Here is an 18,743-nt window from a genome sequence, read left to right as displayed (position 1 = left end):
GCCCGGGGCGGCGCGCGGCGCCCCGGCCCCGGCGGGGCCGCCCGCCGCGCGGGCGGGGGCGGGGGGGGGGGCGGGCGCCTCCGCGGCCGGGCTGCGCACGGCCGAATTCGGCGGCGTCGGCACGCTGGCGGTCGCGCAGGCGGTGGCTGACCGAATTCCCTGATCTGGCGCGGCACGCCGCGCCGGGCCAGACTGCGGGCCACGGGGAAGGATCGGCGCGGCGATGGATGTGATCGAGGCGATGACGGGGCGCCGCAGCATCCGCGGCTTCCTGCCCGATCCCGTGCCGCGCGCGACGGTCGAGGCGATCCTGGCCGCCGCGTCCCGCGCGCCCTCCGGCTCCAACATCCAGCCCTGGCATGTGCGGGTGACGACGGGCGCGGAGAAGGCGCGGCTTTCGGCCGCGCTGCGCGCCGCGCCCGCGGCCGGCGAGCCCGCCGCGCGCGAATACCACTACTATCCGCGGCAATGGCGCGAGCCCTACCTGGCGCGTCGGCGCGCGACGGGCTGGGGGCTCTACGGGCTGCTCGGCATCGGCAAGGGCGACCATGCGGCGACCAAGGCGCAGCATGCGCGCAACTACGATTTCTTCGGCGCGCCGGTCGGGCTTTTCTTCAGCATGGACCGCGACATGGAGCTCGGCTCCTGGCTCGACTGCGGGATGTTCATCCAGAACGTGATGCTGGCGGCGCGCGGCCACGGCCTCGAGACCTGCGCGCAGGCGGCCTTCTGCGACTACCACTGGATCGTGCGGCGCGAGCTCGGCCTGCCGGAGGACCGCATCCTGGTCTGCGGCATGTCGCTCGGGCGGCCCGACCCGGAGGAGCCGGCGAACCGCCTGGTGACGGCGCGCGAGCCGCTCGCGAACTTCGTCACCTTCGGGCCCGAGCCGTGAGCGAGGAGCTGGTCGACTCCCGCGCCGCCTGGCTGCGGCTTGCGGCGACGGTGGCGCTGGCGACGCTGGGTGGCGTCGGCATGTGGTCCGTCGTCGTCGCGCTGCCGCATGTGCAGGCGGAATTCGGCGCGACGCGGGCCGGCGCCTCCCTCCCCTACACGCTGACCATGCTGGGCTTCGGCGCGGGCGGCATCATCATGGGCCGCTTCGCCGACCGCTTCGGCGTGATGATCCCGCTGCTGCTCTCCGCGGTCATGCTCTGCGCCGGCTATGTCGCGGCGGGGCTCGCGCCGAGCCTCACGGTGTATGCGCTGGCGCAGGGCGTGCTGATCGGGATGCTCGGCGCCGCCGCCTGCTTCGGGCCGCTGATGGCGGACGCCTCGCTGTGGTTCCGCCGGCGGCGCGGCATCGCGGTGGCGCTCGCGGCCTCCGGCAACTACCTGGCCGGCGCGGTCTGGCCGCCGGTGCTGACGGCGCTGATCGCCGCGCATGGCTGGCGCAGCGCGCACATCATGGTCGGGATCTTCTGCCTGGTGACGATGCTGCCCCTGGCCCTGCTGCTGCGCGCCCGCGCCCCGGGCCAGCGCGGCGGCGTGCCGATGGCGGCGGGTGGCGGCGAACGGCCGCTCGGCCTGTCGCGCAACGGACTGACGGCGGTACTCTGCGCCGCGGGCGTCGCCTGCTGCGTCGCGATGGCGATGCCGCAGGTGCACATCGTCGCCTATTGCGGCGACCTCGGCTACGGCGTGGCGCGCGGGGCGGAGATGCTCTCGCTGATGCTGGCCTGCGGCATCGTCTCCCGCATCGCCTCCGGCCTCATCGCGGACCGCATCGGCGGGCTGCGCACGCTGCTGCTGGGATCGGTCCTGCAGGGCCTGTCGCTGTCGCTGTTCCTGTTCTTCGACGGCCTCGGCTCGCTCTATGTGCTGTCGGCGCTGTTCGGGCTGATGCAGGGCGGCATCGTGCCCTCCTACGCCGTGGTGGTGCGGGAGCATTTCCCGGCGGCCGAGGTCGGCACGCGCGTCGGCATCGTGCTCTTCGCCACGCTGATCGGCATGGCCTTCGGCGGCTGGCTCTCCGGCCTGGTGTTCGACCTGACCGGCAGCTACTTCGCCGCCTTCCTGAACGGCGTGGCGTGGAACGCGGCGAATGTCGTGATCGTCACCACGCTGCTGCTGCGCACCGGCGGCGGCAGGCGGCTGGCGGCGGCATAGCGCCGGGCCCGGACCGGCCCGGCGCCCACGGCCGGGCGGACGGTGCGGCGGCGCAAGCCGGTGCCTTATGGCGCGGCGCGATCTGGGCTAGCCTCCGCCCCACCATGCCGCACCCGATGATCCGCACCGACCGCGACGGCGAGATCGCCGTCGTCACCATCGACCGCCCCGCCAAGCGCAACGCGCTCGACCTGCCGATGTGGATCGCGCTGGCCGAGGCGATGGAAGCCGCCTCGGCCGACGACACGCTCCGCTGCGTGTTGATCCAGGGCGCGGGCGAGGAGGCGTTCAGCGCCGGCGCCGACATCGGCGCCTTCGAGCAGGAGCGCGGCACGCCGGAGCGCGAGGCGGTGTACGGGCGCGAGATCTCCCGTTCCTTCCAGTCCATCCGGCGCTGCGTGCATCCGGTGGTGGCGGCCTGCCGAGGCTGGACCATGGGCGGCGGCTGCGGCATCGCCACCATGTCGGATTTCCGCGTCGGCGGCCCCTCCACGCGCATGGGCATCCCGGCGCGCAACCTCTCGATCTTCTACCACCCGGGCGAGCTCGATCCGCTGCTGCAGTCGGTCGGCTACGCCGTGACCTGCGAGCTGCTTATCGAGGGCCGCGTCTTCACCGGCGAGGAGGCCTTCGGCAAGGGCCTGCTGACGCGGCTGGTGGCGGATGCGGCGGTGAAGGCGGAAGCGATGGCGCTGGCGAAGCGCATCGCGCAGGGCGCGCCGCTGTCCAACCGCTACCACAAGGCGATGCTGCAGCGGCTGCGCGGGCCGCTGCCGCTCACCGAGGCCGAGCTCGGCGCCGTCAGCGACTTCGCCTACACGGAAGACTTCCGCGAAGCCACGCGCGCCTTCCTGGAGAAGCGCAAGCCGGTCTTCCGCGGCCGGTAACCCTTCCTCCATCGCGCGGCGGCATGCTGGCGCGATGCAGCTGGAGCCCGATCGCGACCTGCGCGCCGCGCTGGCCGCCGCGCCGCCGGAGAAGATCGGCCGCCTCGTCGGCCTGCTGGATGCGCTGCAGGCGCGCGGCGCGGCGGATGCGCTGCTCGACGTCGCGCGGCCGCGGCTGAAGGATCTGCGCCCCGATCGCCCGATGCGATTCACCCGTCTGCTGGCGGTCCCGCTGGAGCCGGCGCTGGTGGCGCCCGAGGCCTGGACCCGCACGCCCATCGAGATTCCGCGAAGCGCGCTGACGCCGATCGGTGCGGCGGTGCGCGCCGCGCTCGGCGAGGCGGCGGAGGAGATCGAGGCGGCGGCGCTCGGCCGCACCATGGCGGAGGCGGGGCTGGTCGCGCGGCTCGGCGCGAGGCTCTGGCCGCTGGCGGCCGCGGCGCGGCTGCCGACGATGCCACCGGGATGGACGGAAGCCGGGCTGCCTGCGGCCAGCGCGGCGCCGGTGCTGGCGCTGTGCCGCGCGCTGTGGCGCGGGCCGCGCCCTCAGGCCGCGCCGGGCGGCTGACCCTCGACCGCCTCGCTGCCGGTGCGCCAGCGATGCGTGGAAGCGCCGAAGGCGACCAGCGTGCCGGCTGCGTCGAACACCTCCGTCCGGCAGAAGAAGATGTTGCGCCCGCGCGTGACGACGCGGCCTTCCGCGACCAGCCGCGCGCCCGCCGCGACCTGGCCGGTGAAGCGGCAATCGAGGTCGAGGGTGACGGCGCGGCGGATGTTGCCGGGCACGCTGCACCAAAGCCCCGCATAAGCCGCCGCCTGGTCGATCAGCGACAGCATCACGCCGCCATGGGTGATGCCGGAGCGGTTGGCGTGCTGCGGCCCGGGCGTGCAGGCGACGCGGGCAAGGCCGTCGCGCCATTCGACCAGCTCCAGGCCGATCAGGTCGTGGTAGGGCGCGTCATGCGGGTCGAGCTTTTGCGTCGTCATGGGCCGCCGCGTGCCGGGCCGGCGGCGCGCCGTCAACCCCGCGCTTGAACCCGCCCGCGCGCTTCGCATCTTCTGGCGATGATCGAGCGCGTGGAGATCGACGCCGCCGGCGACGTGGTGCTGGACGCCGAAGCGATGGCGAGGCTGCTCGGCGCGCCGCTCGCGGCGGTGCTGGCCGACCTGCGGCGCGGCGCGGTGCATTCGGTGGTGGAGCGCGGCGAGGGCGAGGATGCCGGGCGGCTGCGCCTCACGCTGCGCCGGCGCGCGACGCAGCGCGTGCTGGTGGTGGAGGCGGCGACGGGCCGCGTGCTCTCGCAGGGCTGACCGGCGGCGCCCGTCAGCCGATCACCAGGTTCTGCAGGCTCTCCTCCAGCTCCTGGAAGGTCGGCATCGAATGGCTCGGCGCCATCTTGCGGCCGGTCTCCACGGCGACCTGGGGCGCATTGCCGTGCAGATGCGCGACGAGGACGGCGCGGATCACCTCGAAATACTTCTGCTCCTCCTCGACGATGCTTTTCAGCCGCGTCGCCAGCGGCCCCATCAGCCCGTAGGCGAGCAGCACGCCGAGGAAGGTGCCGACCAGCGCGCCGCCGATCATCTTGCCGAGCACCGGCGGCGGCTGGTCGATCGAGCCCATCGTCTTGATCACGCCGAGCACCGCGGCGACGATGCCGAGCGCGGGCAGCGCATCGGCGATGGTCTGCATGGCGTGGGAGGGGTGCATCTCCTCCTCCTTCAGCTTCTTCAGCTCCCGCGCCATCACGTCCTCGATCTGGTGCGGGTCGTCGGCGTTCATGCCGATCATGCGCAGGTAGTCGCAGATCAGCGCGACGAGGTGCGGGTCGCCGGCGATCTTCGGGAATTTCTGGAAGGCGGCGGATTCCTGCGGGCGCTCGATATGCGCCTCCAGCGCCATCGCGCCCTTCTGCTGCGCCAGGCGTACGAACCAGTAGAGCAGCGACAGGATCTCGATGTAGTCCGACTTGTGGTATTTCGGACCCTTGAGGATCTTCCCGAAACCGCCGAGCGTGTGCTTCACGTCGTGCATGCTGTTGGCCATGACGAAGGCGCCGATGGCGGCGCCGCCGATCATCATCATCTCGAAAGGCAGCGCGCCGAGGATGATGGCGAACTTGCCGCCGGCGATCAGGTAGCCGCCGAACACCATCACGAGCAGGAAGCCGAAGCCGGCGATCGCGGTCATGGCGTGGCGGTTCCGGCGGCGCGCGGGGCCGCGGCTTCCTGCCGGGGTGGCGGGGGCGGCTCGCGCAGCAGGGTGATGGCGACGCGGCGGTTCGCGGCGGCGGTCGGCTGGTCGGGCAGCAGCGGCTGCCGTTCGGCATAGCCGGCGACGCTGCGGATGCGACCCTCGGCGAGGCCGGCCTCCGCCAGCAGGCGGCGCGTCGCGTTCGCGCGCTCCGCCGAGAGATCCCAGTTCGAGCGGTCGCCGCCGCCGCGGAACGGCGTCGCGTCGGTGTGGCCGGTGACGGCGATGGCGTTCGGCAGGCGGGCGGCGACCTGCGCGACACGCGCGATCAGCTGGCGCGCCCGGTCGTTCGGCGCGGCGCCGCCGAGGGCGAACATCGGCTGCCCGTCGGCGTCCAGCAGCTGGATGCGCAGGCCCTCCGGCACCTGCTCGATGCGCAGCTGGCGGCCGAGCTCCGCCAGGGCGGGATCGCCGGCGACCATGCGGCGGATGTCCTCCGCCGCCAGTTCGAACGCGGCGCGCTCGCGGCGCTCGTGCTCCGCGCGCAGTTCCGCATCGGACAGGTTGCGCGGGTCGGTCGCCTCGCCGGTGCCATCGGCGCGGCGCGCGCGCGGGTCCTGATCGCCGGGCGGCGCATCGGCGCGCGCGGTATGGCTTTCGCGCGCCTCCGGCGAGACGCGCACGCGGCGCGGGTCGTTCTCCTCGTCCTCGCCCTCCGGGCCCTCGCGCATCGGCACGGGGCGGGCGAGGACGGTGCTGTCGTCCTCCGTCTCGACATCGGGCAACACGGGCAGCGGGCCGCGCTCCACGCGCACCGCGCCGGTGTCCTGCGTCATCTGCTCGGAGGCGTGCGGCGTGCGGCCGCCGAAAGGCTCGCCGGAGCCGGTGCTGCTGCGACCCATGACATTGGTGGGCGCGAAATAGTCGGCGATGCCGCGGCGCTGTTCCTCCGTGGTGGCGTTGAGCAGCCACATCAGCAGGAAGAAGGCCATCATCGCGGTGACGAAGTCGGCATAGGCCACCTTCCAGGCACCGCCATGGTGCCCGTGCCCGCCTTCCTCGACCTTCTTCAGGACGATCGTCGCCCCGTTGCCGCCTTTTGCCATCGCCCGCGCCGGAACCCTCCGGGCGAGGGTATGGGCCAAGCGGGTTAAGGCCTGGCTAAGCCGGCGGGCCGGAGGCTGGCCCAGAGCGCGCCGTCCGGCTGCGCACGCCTGGCGCGGAACTTGCTAATTTCCCCGCAGGCTGCCGCGTGCCCGCGCAGCCAGGGGACCACGCTGCCATGACACCGTCCGATCCCGCCGCCTTCGACGCGGAGGCCTACGCCCGCAGCACCGCGGCGCTGCTCGGCCTGCCGCTGCAACCCGGCCACCTGCCCGGCGTCGCCGCCAATCTCCTGCTCGCCGCGCGCATGGCCGCGCTGGTCGCGTCGCGGCCGCTTGCGCCGGCGGATGAGCCGGCGCCCGTCTTCGTCGCCGGGCGCGAGGCGCCATGAGCGCGCGCGCCATCGCCGAAGCGGTGCGCAGCGGGCGCCGCCGCGCCGCCGAGGTCGTGGAGGATGCGCTCGCCGCCATCGCCGCGGGCAATCCGCCGCTCAATGCCTTCACGGACATCACCGCCGCCCGCGCGCGGAACGAGGCTGCGGCGGTGGACGCCGCCGTCGCGGCGGGGCGCGATCCCGGGCCGCTCGCCGGCGTGCCCTATGCGGTGAAGAACCTCTTCGACCTGGAAGGCGTGACCACGCTGGCCGGCGCGCGGATCGAGCGCGACAGGCCGGCCGCCGCGCGCGACGCCTTCCTGGTGCGCCGCCTGCGCGACGCCGGCGCGATCTGCCTCGGCGCGCTGAACATGGACGAATACGCCTATGGCTTCACCACGGAGAACGCGCATGACGGCGCCGTGGGCAATCCGCACGACCCGACGCGCATCGCGGGCGGGTCCTCGGGCGGCTCCGCGGCGGCGGTCGCGGCGGGGCTGGTGTCGCTCAGCCTCGGCAGCGACACCAACGGCTCGATCCGCGTGCCGGCCTCGCTCTGCGGCATCTTCGGGCTGAAACCGACCTATGGGCGGCTTTCCCGCGGCGGCTGCTTTCCCTTCGTCGCCTCGCTGGACCACATGGGGCCCTTCGCGCGCGACCTCGGCGACCTCGCGCTCTGCTATGACGCGCTGCAGGGCGCCGATGCGGAGGACCCGGCGCAGCAATGGCGCGCGACGGAGGCCGTCGCGCCGCTGCTCGATGCCGGGATCGCGGGGCTGAGGATCGCGGTGGCGGAGGGGTATTTCGCGCGCGGCGGCCAGCCCTCCTGCTTCGCCGCGGTGGCGGCCGTGGCGCAGGCGCTCGGCGCCACGCAGCGCGTGACGATTCCCGATGCCGCGCTCGGCCGCGCCGCCGCCTTCCTGATCACCATGGCCGAGGGCGGCAACCTGCACCTGCCGAATCTGCGCGCGCGCGCCGCCGAGTTCGACCCCGCCACGCGCGACCGCCTGCTGGCCGGCGCGCTGCTGCCGGCCAGCTGGATCATCCAGGCGCAGCGCCTGCGCGCCGCCTATCGCGCCGATGTGCTGGCGCTTTTCCGGGACGTGGACGTGATCATCGCCCCCGCGACGCCGCATGTCGCGACGCCGATCGGCCAGGCGAGCCTGGTGGTGGATGGGGAGGACCGGCCGATCCGACCGCATCTCGGTGTCTTCACCCAGCCGATCTCCTGCATCGGCCTGCCCGCGATGGCGGTGCCGCTGGCCGACCCGGCCGCCTGCGGCACGGAGCGCGGCCTGCCTGTCGGCGTGCAGCTGATCGCCGCGCCCTGCCGCGAGGACCTGCTGTTCCGCGTGGCCGCGGCGCTGGAGCGCAGCGGCGTCGTCGCCGCGCCGGCCTTGCCGGAGGGCTGACGCGGCGCCGCGACGCCTATTGCTGCTCGATCCGCGCCTCGCGCACCACGCGCGTCCACTTCGCCAGGTCCGATGCGATCTCACGCGCGAAGGCCTCGGCGGAGTCGGGCGCCACGGCCTCGATGAAGGTCTGGGCCAGCTTCTGCACGATGGCGGGGTCGCGCATCACCTCGCCCAGCGCCGCCGTCCACCAGGCCGCGACCTCGGGCGGCGTGCCGGCGGGGCCGAACAGGCCGGTCCAGGACAGCGCCTCGAGCTCCGCCAGTTCCGGCACGCCGCTCTCCGCCATGCTCGGCACGTCGGCCACCAGCGCGGCGCGCTGCCGCGCGACGACGGCCAGCGCCTTCGCCTTGCCGCCACGCACCTGCGGCACGGCGGAGTTGAAGCCGTCGATCATCAGCGGCACGCGCCCGGCGGTCACGTCCACCAGCGCGGCGGCGCTGCCGCGATACGGCACGGATTCGATCTGCGTGCCGAGCTGCAGCGCGAGCAGCGCCATCGCCAGGTGGCTCATCGTGCCGAGGCCCGGATTCGCCGCGCTGAAGCGGCCGGCAGGCCCCGCGCGCAGCACGCGCGCCGCGTCCGCCATGGTGTTCGCCGGGAAGTCCGGCGCGGCGATCAGGATGAAGCCGGTGCGCGCGAAGAGCGCGACGGGCGAGAGGTCGCGCACCGGATCATAGGGCGGGTTCTTCATCAGGGGCGGGTTCACCACGATCGGCGACTGCGTGGTGACCAGCAGCGTCAGCCCATCGGCGCGCGCGCCCGTCACCGCCTGCACGCCGAGCGCGCCGGAGGCGCCGGGGCGGTTCTCCACCACCACCGTCACGCCGCGGCGCTTCTGCACCTCCTCCGCGACGAGCCGCGCGAGGATGTCGGAGGTGTTGCCAGGCGGGAAGGGCACCACAAGGCGCACCGGCCGCGCAGGATAGGCCTGCGCCATGGCGCGCGGCGCAGCGAGCGTGGCCAGCGCGGCGCCAGCCAGCGCGTGGCGGCGCGTGAGTGCGAAGGTCTTCGTCATCTTGTCTTCTCCCGGCTTGGTTCGGATCAGGCTGCCGCCATCGCATCCAGGCGACGGCGGAACATCGGGCCCCAGCCGCCGGCGCGCAGCATCTCCTGCAGATGCGCGCCGAGCGGCGGGAAGCTTGCCTCGGTGCCGCGCGTCAGGTTGCGGACGCGCGCGGCGGCGAAATCCACCTCGATCTCCTCGGCATTCGCGAACATCGCGCGCACGCCGGGGCAGCGCGGCAGCACGGGCAGGCCGGCAGCGAGCGCATTGCGGAAGGAGCCGATCGGGATGCTCTCCGCGATCAGCCCGACCCCGCAGCCGCGCAGGCCGATCATGCCCTGGATATGCGGGTTGCCCTGCGCGAATCGCTTGCCGCCGACGACGATGTCGCCGGGCTGCGCGCGCTTCGGGAAATCGGGATCGAGGCCGGCGAAGACATGCTCCCGCAACACATCCGGCCGCGTCTCGCGCTTCAGCGCCCACTCCAGCGCCATCAGGTCGCCGTCGATGGCGACGTTGTCCGGATAGACCCAGGCGCGTCCGCGCAGCGTCAGCTCGCTCATGCCGCCATCCCCCAGGCCGCCTCGCGCAGGAAGGGCCGCGGATCGGCGATGCTGCCGACCACCGCGGAGGCCGCGACCGTCGCGGGCCCCGCGATGTGCAGCACCGCCTCATGCGCGCCGAGCCGCCCGGGCTCGTTGCGCGTGCCCGTGCCGATGGAATGCTCGCCCGCCGTCACGCCGCCGATGCGGCCGCCGGCGCAGACGCCGCAGCCCGGCGCCGTCACCATCGCGCCGGCGCGCAGGAAGACCTCGATCAGCCCTTCCGCAGCGGCATCCGCCGCCACCTGCTGAGTCGCGGGGGTGACGATCATGCGCACGCCCTCGGCCACCTGCCGCCCGCGCAGCACCGCCGCCGCCACACGCAGGTCGTCCAGCATCCCCGACGCGCAGGAGCCGATGAAGGCATGGCCGATCGGCTTGCCGGCGGCCTGCGTCACGTCCACCACGTTGTCGGGCGTCGGCGGCAGCGCGACCTGCGGTGCGAGCGACGAGAGATCGAGCGTGATGCGCGCGCGATAGGTTGCGTCGGCATCGGGCAGCGCGGCGTGGATCGGCCGCTGCGCGCGCGCCGTCGCATAGGCCATGCAGGCCGCGTCCGGCTCGACGATGGAGGAGACGGCGCCGAGCTCGACCGGCGTGTTGCACAGCGTGTGGCGCGCATCCATGCCGAGCGAGGCGAGGCCCGGCCCGCCATATTCCACCACCGCATCCTCGAACAAGGCCGCGTCGTGGCTGCCGATCAGCTTCTGCGCCGCGTCGCGGGCGAAGACGCCGAAGGGCAGGCTGCCCGTGATCTCCACCCGCAGCGTCTCCGGCACTTCCAGCCAGACGGAGCCGCAGGCCAGCACTTCCGGAATCTCGGTCAGCACCGCGATGCCGAGCGCGCCGACCGCGCCGAAATTCGTCACATGCGGGTCGTAGGCAAATACGAACATGCCGGGCGTGACCAACCCTTCCTCCACCGGGAAGACATGGCCGAGCCCGCCTCGGCCGGAGTCGCGATGCGTCACGCCGAAGCGCTTCGCGATGCCGCGCACCGCCTGCTGCCGCGCGAAGGCCTGGGGCGAGACGGCCAGCGGCTCGTGGTCCGTCACCAGCAGCACCCGAGAGGCGTCGTGCAACTTGGTGACGCCGAATTCCTCCAGCGTGCGGAAGGCGTTCACCGTGTACCAGTCATGCACGGTGATCAGCTCCGCCTGCGGCATCACCACCTCGCCGGGTGCGACGCGGCGGCCGCAGATGCGCGAGAGGATTTTCTGGGTGATCGTCTGTCCGCCGGTCATCCGGCTGCTCTCCTCGGTTGGTCGCGCCAGCCCAGCATGGCGGAGATCTCGGCCGCGGCGGCGCGCAGCGCGTCGGCCAGCAGGCGCTCCTTCTCCTTCGTGAAGCGCACCTTCGGCACGCCCACGGAAAGCCCGGCGCAGGGCTGGCCGGTGGCGTCCAGCACGGCATGGCCCATGGCGATGATCCCCTCGATCATCTCCTCGCGGCTGAAGGCGATGCCGCTGCGCGCGATGGCGGCGAAATCGCGCCGCAGCGCGGCGGGTTCCGTGATGGTGCGGGGCGTGAGGCGCGGCAGCGCGCCAAGGGCGAGATAGGCTTCGATCTCGGCCGTGGAGGACGCGCCCAGAATCGCCTTGCCGCCGGCCGAGGCGTTCACCGGCCCGCGCTCGCCGAGCTGCAGCGAGTAGAGGATCGGCTGGTTGCAGTTCTCCTTGCAGACCACGACGACCTCCGCGCCCTCGCGCACGACCAGCGCGGCGGATTCGCCGGTGCGCGTCATCAGCGCGGCGACGACGGGCTGCGCCAGGCGCGTGACATCGGTCCGTCGCAGCAGCACGCCGGCAAGGCCGAGCACGGCGGGGCCGAGGCGCATGCGCTCCGCCGTGCCGCTGCCTTCACGGACGACGTAGTGGCGCTGCTCGAGCGTGGCGAGAAGTTCGGTGAGGCTGCTCTTCGGGATGCGCAGCGCGCGCGCGATGTCGCCATGCGCCATCGCCTCCGGCCGCGCGGCCAGCAGTTCCAGCACGTCCAGCGCCCTGGTTGCGGACTTGACCAGCCTCGGCCTCCCCATGCAGTCTGATTTCCGGACAGTGTTCGCCATACCGAACAGTGCCGGGGCGATCAAGCCTCGTCCGGGCAGGCGAGGAAAGGGGAGCGGACGAGGCGATGGGCTTCGCGGCCGCAGAGAGGTTGCGCGCCTTGATGGCGGCGGGCGCCGGCAGGATGCCGGTGCTGGCGCCGGGCGTCTGGGACGGGCTCTCGGCACGGCTCGCCATCCATGCGGGCGCCGCGGCGCTGCATGCCAGCGGCGGCGCCATCGCCCGCGCCGCGGGACAACCCGACCTCGGCATCCTCGGCCTTGCGGAGATGGAAGCGCGCATCGGCGAGATCGTGGAAGGCGCCGGCGGCGCGCCGGTGATCGCCGACGCCGACACGGGCTATGGCGGCCTGCTGAACCTGGCGCATGCGGTGCGGCGCTATGCGCGGCTCGGCGTCGCCGCGCTGCATATCGAGGACCAGCCCTTCCCCAAGCGCTGCGGCCTGTTCGAGGGCGTGGCGGTGGTGCCGCAGGCGGAAATGCTGTCGCGCATCCGCGCCGCGCGCGCCACGGTGGAGCAGTTGGGCGGCGGGCCCCTGATCATCGCGCGCACCGACGCGGTCAAGCCCGAGGGGCTGCATGCGGCGCTGGCGCGGATGCGCGCCTATCTTGCCGGGGGCGCCGACATCGCTTTCGTCGAGGGGCTGGAGGATGCGGCCGCGATGCAAGCCGCGGGCGCCGCGCTGCCGGGCGTGCCGCAACTGCTGAATGCGAGCATGAGCGCACAGGGCCTGCCGCTGCCGCCGCCGCGCCTCGCCGAACTCGGCTTCGCCATCGTGATCTATCCGGGCGATGCGCAGCGCGCCGCGATCGCCGCGATGGACGCCGCCTTCCGCGCCGTGCTGCAGGACGGCGACGGACGCGGCATCGCGGACCGCATGGCGCCCGCCGCGCTGCGCGACGGGGTGGTGGGCACCGCCGCGCTGATGCGGGCCGAGGCCCACTGGACGGAGGGCGGCGCGTGAGGCGCGCCGCGTGGCGCCGTTCAGTCGGCTGCTGCGCGCCGCCAGGCGAGATCATCCTCCATCGCGCGCTCCATGTCGTAGGCGGCGCGGAAGCCGGTGAGCGCGGCGAGCGACTCGGTTTCCATCGGCGCGCGGGCGTTGGAGGCGGACTCGCCGGCCGGATCGTCGGGGTCGAGCGTCCAGGTGAAGCCGGGAATGCGGCGCGCGAGGCCCGCGCACCAATCGGCCAGCGACCATGTGATCCCGGGCGCGAGATGCAGCGGGTGCGGTGCCGGCTTCGCGGTGTCCACCAGGCTCGCCAGGCCGGCGGCGACATCCACGGAATAGATGAAGTCGCGCTTGCCGGCATCGGCGACCACCGCTGGCTGCCCCGTCAGTGCCCTTTGCGTCAGCCGCAGCAGCGGCGAAGCGCCCGGGCGCGCGCCCCCCGCGCCGGGCCCCCGGCCCCCGCCCCCCGCGCCGCGCCCCCGCGACCGGGTGCGCGCCGGCCGCGCGTTCCCATCGGCCGAAGACCGAGGACAGGCGCGCCACGGCGAGCGGCACGCCGGCTTCGGCAGCGGCGAGCAGGCTCATCCGCTCCCCGGCGAATTTCGCGACGCCGTAGATGCTCCGCGGATCGGGACGGATGGTGGCGTCGAGCAGCGGCGCGTCGAACCCTGCCGCGCCGAAGACGGAGCCGGAGGAGGTGACGACAAGGAAGCAGCCCGGCAGCGTCGCCGCGGCGGCGACCGCGTTCAGCGGCCCGAGCACGTTCACCGCCGCCGTGCGCCGCGCCAGCGCCGGCGGCACGCGACCGAGCGGCGTCAGCGCCGCCAGATGGACGATGGCGCGCGGCCGATGGCGGGCGACCAGCGCCGCATAGGTCTCTGCGTCGGTGGCGTCGAGCCGCTCGGCAGCGACCAGACGGCCGGGCAGCGACGGGAATTCCCGCGCCGCCCGCGGCGGCATCGGCTCGATGTCGGCAGCGATCACCGCATCGCCGCGCGCCAGCAGGTGCTCGGCCAGGGCGAGCCCGACGAAGCCGCTGGCGCCCACGATCATCACGCTCATGCCCCTGGTCCTTCCGCGGTGCCCGGCGATCCTGCACCGCTTTCGGCCCAAATCCAGCCCGCGAGGGAGGCCACATCGGCATGAGCGCAGGCCCGCGGCTCGGCATCGACATCGGCGGCACCTTCACCGACTTCGTGCTGGTGGAGGAGGGCCGCGTGCTGGCCGCGAAGGTGCTGACCACGCCGCATGCGCCGGAGGAGGCGGTGTTCCGCGGCATCGCCGCGCTGGAGGCGCAGCGCCCGGGCTTCGCGGCGCAGGCGGCCGCCGTGATCCATGCGACCACGCTCGTCACCAACGCCATCCTGACGCGGCGCGGCGCGCATACCGGCCTGATCGCCACCGCCGGCTTCCGCGACGTGATCGAGATGCGGCGCGAAGTGCGCTACGACCTGTTCGACATGTTCATCCGCTATCCGGCGCCGCTGGTGCCGCGCGAGCTCCGCCTCGGCGTGCGGGAGCGCTTGCTGGCGGATGGCAGCGTGCTGGAGCCGCTGCAGGAGGCGGATGTGCGCGACGCGGCGCGACGCTTCCGGGAAGCAGAGGTGGAGGCCGTCGCGGTCTGCCTGCTCCATGCCTACGCGAATCCGGCGCATGAGCGGCGCATCGCCGAGATCCTGCGCGACGAGCTGCCCGACGCGGAGCTCTCGCTGTCGCACGAGGTGCATCCCGAGCCGAAGGAATACGAGCGCAGCTCCACCACCGTGGTGGACGCCTATGTGAAGCGCCTGACGGCCACCTATCTCGATCGCCTGCAGGAAGGCCTGCGCGGGCGCGGCTATGCGCGGCCGCTGTTCGTGATGCTGTCGAATGGCGGCACCGCGACCGCCGATATCGCGAAGCGCTTCCCGGTGCAGATCGTTGAAAGCGGGCCCGCGGCGGGCGTGGAGGCCGCGATCTATTTCGGCGGCCGCCTCGGCCTCTCGTCGCTGCTCGCCTTCGACATGGGCGGCACGACGGCAAAGCTCTGCCTGGTGGAGGAAGGCCGTGCGGCGCGCACGCGGCATTTCGAGGTGGATCGCGTCCACCGCTTCAAGGCCGGCAGCGGCATCCCCGTGGCCGTGCCGGTCTATGACCTGCTGGAGATCGGCGCCGGCGGCGGCTCCATCGCGCGCGTCGACGATCTCGGCCTGATCCGCGTCGGGCCGGAGAGCGCGGGCTCCGATCCCGCGCCCGCCTGCTACGGGCTGGGCGGCGAGGCGCCGACGGTGACGGATGCCGATCTCGCGCTCGGCTATCTCAACCCGGATTTCTTCCTCGGCGGCGACATGCGGCTGGACCGTGCGCGCGCCGAGGCCGCGATCGCCGAGCGCGTTGCCGAGCCGGCAGGGCTGGACTTGGCGCGTGCAGCGGCCGGCATCCACGCGATCGTCAACGAGACGATGGCCGCCGCAGGCCGTGTCTATGTCGCGGACAAGGGCAAGTCGCCGGCGGCGCTCGCGCTGGTGGTGACGGGCGGCGCGGGGCCGGTGCATGCGGCCGGGCTCGCGCGGCGGCTCGGCTGCCGGCGCGTGGTGGTGCCGCCGCTGGCCGGCGTGATGTCCTCCCTCGGGCTGCTCGCCGCACCCATCGCCTTCGAGCGCAGCCGGCCGGTGAACCGACGCGTCGCGGGGCTGGATGTCGCGGCGGTGGCGCAGGAGCTCGATGCGCTGGCCGCGGAGGCGGTGGCGCTGCTGCCGCCGGCTGCCACGCCGGAGATTCGCCGCTCGGCCGACCTGCGCTACCACGGCCAGGACCACGCGCTGGAAATCCCGATCGCCGGCGCGGTGGATGCCACGCTGCCGGAGCGGCTCTCCGCCGGCTTCGTCGCGGCGTATGAAGCGCTCTACGGCAAGGTGGATGACGACAACCCCATCGAGATCGCCGCGCTGCGCGTGGAAGCGCGCCAGCCGCAACCGCCGCCGACCTTGCCCGCGCCGCGCAAGGGCGCGCCGGCCGCCCCGGGCGCGACGCGTCCGACCTGGCAGCACGACACCGCGCGCTTCGAGGAGACGCCGGTGTATCGCCGCGAAGCCCTCGCACTGCATCAGGAGATCGTCGGCCCCGCCATCGTGGAGGAGCGCGAATCCACCACGGTGATCGGCCGCGGCGATATGCTGCGCGTGCACTATTCCGGCGCGCTGATCATCGACCTCGCCACGTCGGACCGGGAGGGCTGAGCCATGCGCCTCGATGCCGTCTCCGTGCAGGTGCTTTGGAACCGCGTTGTCGCGATTGTGGACGAGGCCGCGCAGGGGCTGATCCGCACCGCCTACACGCCCTCGGTCAAGGAGTACCACGATTTCTGTTGCGCGGTGTTCGACGCGCGGGCGGACATGCTGGCGCATTCCACCTTCACCACGGCCGGCTTCCTCGGCATCGTGCCGGAGGTGATGCGGAACTTCCTGAAGGTCTTCCCGGCGGAGACGCTTCGGCCGGGCGACGTCATCATCACCAACGACCCCTGGGCCGCCAGCGGGCACCTGATCGACATCTCCGTCGCCTCGCCGATCTTCCATCGCGGGACGCTGGTCGGTTTCACCCTCTGCATCGTCCATCACCTCGACATGGGCGGGCGCATGTCCACGCTTGAATCGAAGGACATGTACGAGGAGGGGCTGAAGATCCCCATCATGAAGCTGTACGAGGCGGGGACGCTCAACGAGGCGATCTTCGCCTTCATCCGCGCCAACATCCGCGTGCCGGAGAAGGTGCTGGGCGATTTGCGCGCGCAGCTCGTCGCCAACAATGTCTGCACCCGCGGCCTGACCGCGATGCTCGAGGAGACGGGCCTCGCCGACCTGGGCGAGCTCGGCGCCGAGATCACCGCGCGCAGCGAGCGCAGCCTGCGCGCGAAGATCGCGAAGCTGCCGAACGGCACCTGGCGCAGCGAGACGCTGTTGCCGCCGCTTCCGGTCACCGGCGAGCAGATCCTGATCAAGGTGGCGCTGACCATCGCCGGCGACCAGGTGACGATCGACTTCGCCGGCACCTCGGGCGAGGTGCGCGCCGCGGTGAACTGCACGCTGAACATGACGCGGAGCTACAGCGCCTATCCCATCAAGCTGGCGCTGGACCCGGATGTGCCGAACAACGACGGCTGCATGCGCGCCATCACGATCCTGGCGCCGGAGGGCACGGCGGTGAACAGCCGCCCGCCGGCCTCGACCTGGGGGCGCACCATGATCTCGCACCTGCTGCCGGAGGTGATCTACGGCGCGCTGGAACAGGTGCTGCCGGAAGCGGTGCTGGGCGGCAATGGCGGCTGCCCGGCGAACGAGATGTATCTGCATGGCCGCTGGCGCGACGGGCGCAGCTTCCTCGCCATCTCGCAGCATTCCGGCGGCTTCGGCGGCAGCGTGCGGCAGGATGGCTGGCCGACGCTCTGCTTCCCGAACAACACCGCGAACATCCCGATGGAGGTGACGGAACGCGAGGCGCCGATCGTCTATCGCCGCAAGGAATTCGTGACCGACAGCGCCGGCCCGGGCCAATTCCGCGGCGGCCTCGGCCAGGAGGTGGAGTTCGAGGTGCTGAACGCCGACCTGGTCGGCGGCTATGTCGAGAGCTCCGTGCGGCTGAACGGGCGCAGCGAGGGCGGCAGCTTCCCGATCGGCGGGCGCGCCGGCGGCCGGGCGGGACGCGGCGGCGGGCTTTGGGTGAACGGCGCGCCGGCCGAGCATGGCATCTACCGCCGCCTGAAACCCGGCGACCGGCTGCGCTTCACGCTCGGCGGCGGCGGCGGATATGGCGATCCCTTCTCGCGTGATCCCGCGGCGGTGCTGGCCGATGTGCGCGAAGGCAAGGTGAGTGCGGCGGCGGCGCTGCGCGACTACGGCGTGGTGGTGACGGCCGGCGCGCTGGACCTCGCCGCGACACGCCGCGCGCGGGGCGGCTGAGCGATGGCGCGCCCCTTCCCCGGCGTGCGCCCGATCGGCAAGCCCTTCTGGCTGATGCTGCCCGGCGTCGCCTGGCTGCTGGTCTTCGGCCTGGCGCCGGTGGCCTTCATGGTCGCCGTCTCCTTCTGGCGGTCCTCGATCTTCGGCACCACGCCGGACTTCGTATTCGACAGCTACGCCCGCATCGTCGAGGAGCCGCTCTATCTCGACCTGATCGTGAAGACGCTGCGCATGGCGGCGCTGACCACGCTGCTGTCGCTGCTGGTCTCCTATCCGCTGGCCTGGTTCCTGGCGACGCGGCGCAGGCCGTGGCGGGCCGTCTGGCTGGTGGCGGTCTTCGTGCCGTTCTGGATCAGCTATGTCGTGCGGACCTTCGTGTGGCTGCCGATCCTCGGCCGCAACGGGCTGATCAACCAGACGCTGATGACGCTGGGGATCGTGGACGCGCCGCTGGAGTGGCTGCTCTACAACGAGGGCGCGGTCTATGTCGGCCTCGTCTATGTCTACACGCTGTTCATGACGCTACCGATCTACCTGGCGCTCGGGCGCATCGATCCCAAGCTGCTGGAGGCGGCGGCCGATCTCGGCGCGCGGCCCTGGCAGACTTTCCGGCACGTCGTGCTGCCGCTGTCCTGGCCCGGCGTGCTCTCGGGCTGCATCATGGTGTTCCTGCTGGCGGTGTCGGCCTATGTCACGCCGCGGCTGCTGGGCGGAACATCCGGCATCATGCTGGGCAACATGATCGCGTCCCAGTTCCTGTCGAACAACAACTGGGCGATGGGTGCGGCGCTGTCGGTGACGCTGGTCGGGATCGTCGGCGCGCTGCTGCTGGTCGCGGGCCGCTGGGTCGGCATCGCCGAGGTCTTCACCGGGGGGAAGAAGTGAGCGCCGCCGCGCCGCGTAGGCGCGACCCCTATCGGTGGTGGCGTGCCGGGCTGTTCCTCTACACCGGGGTGTTCCTCGCCTTGACCCTGCCTCCTTGGATGTCCCCGGCCTGAGCTAGAGTCCGTCGAAGGGAGACGGATGATGAAGCGATCGAGGTTCACGCAGGAGCAGATCATTGGGGTGCTGAAGGAGCACCAGGCGGGCGCGACGGCGCCGGAT

Annotated in this window: 19 protein-coding genes and 1 pseudogene; 11 read left to right on the top strand and 9 right to left on the bottom strand. The window is 72.9% G+C overall.

The features are described 5' to 3' along the window. The first annotated feature begins 223 nt into the window (after positions 1-223). From AC1MIR_RS10795 to AC1MIR_RS10780, 4 genes are all read left to right on the top strand, one after another. Entirely contained in the window at positions 224-895 is a 672-nt protein-coding gene (locus AC1MIR_RS10795; protein ID WP_480028163.1) for a nitroreductase, read from the top strand. Further along, a complete protein-coding gene (locus AC1MIR_RS10790) occupies positions 892-2,109 on the top strand; it encodes an MFS transporter (RefSeq protein ID WP_480028162.1) in 1,218 nt (405 codons plus the stop codon). The genes AC1MIR_RS10795 and AC1MIR_RS10790 overlap by 4 nt, the downstream gene beginning before the upstream one ends. A 116-nt stretch (positions 2,110-2,225) precedes the next feature. Continuing rightward, a complete protein-coding gene (locus AC1MIR_RS10785; RefSeq protein WP_480028161.1) occupies positions 2,226-2,996 on the top strand; it encodes an enoyl-CoA hydratase/isomerase family protein in 771 nt (256 codons plus the stop codon). A gap of 34 nt (positions 2,997-3,030) precedes the next feature. Beyond that, positions 3,031-3,564 (top strand): hypothetical protein, encoded by a 534-nt coding sequence (locus AC1MIR_RS10780; protein ID WP_480028160.1) that lies wholly within the window; start codon positions 3,031-3,033, stop codon positions 3,562-3,564. Here AC1MIR_RS10780 and AC1MIR_RS10775 read toward each other — a convergent pair. After that, on the bottom strand, positions 3,543-3,983 hold the full coding sequence (locus tag AC1MIR_RS10775; protein WP_480028159.1) for a PaaI family thioesterase: 441 nt from the start codon (positions 3,981-3,983) through the stop codon (positions 3,543-3,545). The two genes, AC1MIR_RS10780 and AC1MIR_RS10775, sit on opposite strands and share 22 nt — an antisense overlap. 90 nt (positions 3,984-4,073) lie before the next feature. On the opposite strand from AC1MIR_RS10775, the gene AC1MIR_RS10770 reads away from it, so the two are divergent. After that, the gene (locus tag AC1MIR_RS10770) at positions 4,074-4,307 is read left to right on the top strand and encodes a DUF6522 family protein (RefSeq protein WP_480028158.1); all 234 of its coding nucleotides are present in this window, start codon (positions 4,074-4,076) and stop codon (positions 4,305-4,307) included. 13 nt (positions 4,308-4,320) lie between these two features. Here AC1MIR_RS10770 and motA read toward each other — a convergent pair whose 3' ends face one another. Then, a complete protein-coding gene (gene motA / locus AC1MIR_RS10765) occupies positions 4,321-5,187 on the bottom strand; it encodes a flagellar motor stator protein MotA (protein ID WP_480028157.1) in 867 nt (288 codons plus the stop codon). Then, complete coding sequence (locus AC1MIR_RS10760; protein WP_480028156.1) at positions 5,184-6,296, bottom strand: flagellar motor protein MotB; 1,113 nt, start codon at positions 6,294-6,296, stop codon at positions 5,184-5,186. Before AC1MIR_RS10760 ends, motA begins: the two co-directional genes overlap by 4 nt. A 176-nt stretch (positions 6,297-6,472) precedes the next feature. On the opposite strand from AC1MIR_RS10760, the gene AC1MIR_RS10755 reads away from it, so the two are divergent. Further along, positions 6,473-6,685 (top strand): AtzG-like protein, encoded by a 213-nt coding sequence (locus tag AC1MIR_RS10755; protein WP_480028155.1) that lies wholly within the window; start codon positions 6,473-6,475, stop codon positions 6,683-6,685. Continuing rightward, entirely contained in the window at positions 6,682-8,079 is a 1,398-nt protein-coding gene (locus tag AC1MIR_RS10750) for an AtzE family amidohydrolase (protein ID WP_480028154.1), read from the top strand. The genes AC1MIR_RS10755 and AC1MIR_RS10750 overlap by 4 nt, the downstream gene beginning before the upstream one ends. A 16-nt stretch (positions 8,080-8,095) precedes the next feature. On the opposite strand, the gene AC1MIR_RS10745 is transcribed toward AC1MIR_RS10750, so the two are convergent. Genes AC1MIR_RS10745 through AC1MIR_RS10730 form a run of 4 tightly spaced genes read right to left on the bottom strand, consistent with a single transcriptional unit; the run spans position 8,096 to position 11,722 of the window. After that, complete coding sequence (locus AC1MIR_RS10745) at positions 8,096-9,097, bottom strand: Bug family tripartite tricarboxylate transporter substrate binding protein (protein WP_480028153.1); 1,002 nt, start codon at positions 9,095-9,097, stop codon at positions 8,096-8,098. A 26-nt stretch (positions 9,098-9,123) separates the two neighbouring features. Then, positions 9,124-9,648, bottom strand: coding sequence for a 3-isopropylmalate dehydratase small subunit (locus AC1MIR_RS10740; RefSeq protein ID WP_480028152.1), 525 nt, complete (start codon positions 9,646-9,648; stop codon positions 9,124-9,126). Further along, positions 9,645-10,931: a 3-isopropylmalate dehydratase large subunit gene (locus tag AC1MIR_RS10735; RefSeq protein ID WP_480028151.1), complete on the bottom strand. Its 1,287-nt coding sequence runs from the start codon at positions 10,929-10,931 to the stop codon at positions 9,645-9,647. The genes AC1MIR_RS10740 and AC1MIR_RS10735 overlap by 4 nt, the downstream gene beginning before the upstream one ends. Next, the gene (locus AC1MIR_RS10730; RefSeq protein ID WP_480028150.1) at positions 10,928-11,722 is read right to left on the bottom strand and encodes an IclR family transcriptional regulator; all 795 of its coding nucleotides are present in this window, start codon (positions 11,720-11,722) and stop codon (positions 10,928-10,930) included. The genes AC1MIR_RS10735 and AC1MIR_RS10730 overlap by 4 nt, the downstream gene beginning before the upstream one ends. Positions 11,723-11,853: 131 nt before the next feature. Here AC1MIR_RS10730 and AC1MIR_RS10725 point away from each other — a divergent pair, with 131 nt between their 5' ends. Continuing rightward, the gene (locus AC1MIR_RS10725) at positions 11,854-12,714 is read left to right on the top strand and encodes an isocitrate lyase/PEP mutase family protein (RefSeq protein ID WP_480028149.1); all 861 of its coding nucleotides are present in this window, start codon (positions 11,854-11,856) and stop codon (positions 12,712-12,714) included. 20 nt (positions 12,715-12,734) lie between these two features. Here AC1MIR_RS10725 and AC1MIR_RS10720 read toward each other — a convergent pair whose 3' ends face one another. Together AC1MIR_RS10720 and AC1MIR_RS10715 are read right to left on the bottom strand one after the other, a co-directional pair. Continuing rightward, on the bottom strand, positions 12,735-13,073 hold the full coding sequence (locus AC1MIR_RS10720; RefSeq protein ID WP_480028758.1) for a hypothetical protein: 339 nt from the start codon (positions 13,071-13,073) through the stop codon (positions 12,735-12,737). Positions 13,074-13,269: 196 nt separating this feature from the next. Beyond that, positions 13,270-13,755 (bottom strand): annotated as a pseudogene (locus AC1MIR_RS10715) (NAD-dependent epimerase/dehydratase family protein); the annotation flags it as partial. Positions 13,756-13,844: 89 nt separating this feature from the next. Between AC1MIR_RS10715 and AC1MIR_RS10710 the strand changes: the two are divergent. From AC1MIR_RS10710 to AC1MIR_RS10700, 3 genes are read left to right on the top strand one after another with little or no spacing between them, the layout of a single operon-like run. Further along, positions 13,845-15,920 (top strand): hydantoinase/oxoprolinase family protein, encoded by a 2,076-nt coding sequence (locus tag AC1MIR_RS10710; protein WP_480028148.1) that lies wholly within the window; start codon positions 13,845-13,847, stop codon positions 15,918-15,920. Positions 15,921-15,923: 3 nt separating this feature from the next. Continuing rightward, a complete protein-coding gene (locus AC1MIR_RS10705) occupies positions 15,924-17,639 on the top strand; it encodes a hydantoinase B/oxoprolinase family protein (protein ID WP_480028147.1) in 1,716 nt (571 codons plus the stop codon). A 3-nt stretch (positions 17,640-17,642) separates the two neighbouring features. Next, the gene (locus AC1MIR_RS10700) at positions 17,643-18,524 is read left to right on the top strand and encodes an ABC transporter permease (RefSeq protein ID WP_480028146.1); all 882 of its coding nucleotides are present in this window, start codon (positions 17,643-17,645) and stop codon (positions 18,522-18,524) included. Positions 18,525-18,743 lie beyond the last annotated feature (219 nt).

It is taken from the genome of Falsiroseomonas sp. RANM36, assembly GCF_056682175.1.
Note: the sequence above shows the minus strand (reverse complement) of the source record. Positions and strands in the feature narration are given on the sequence as shown.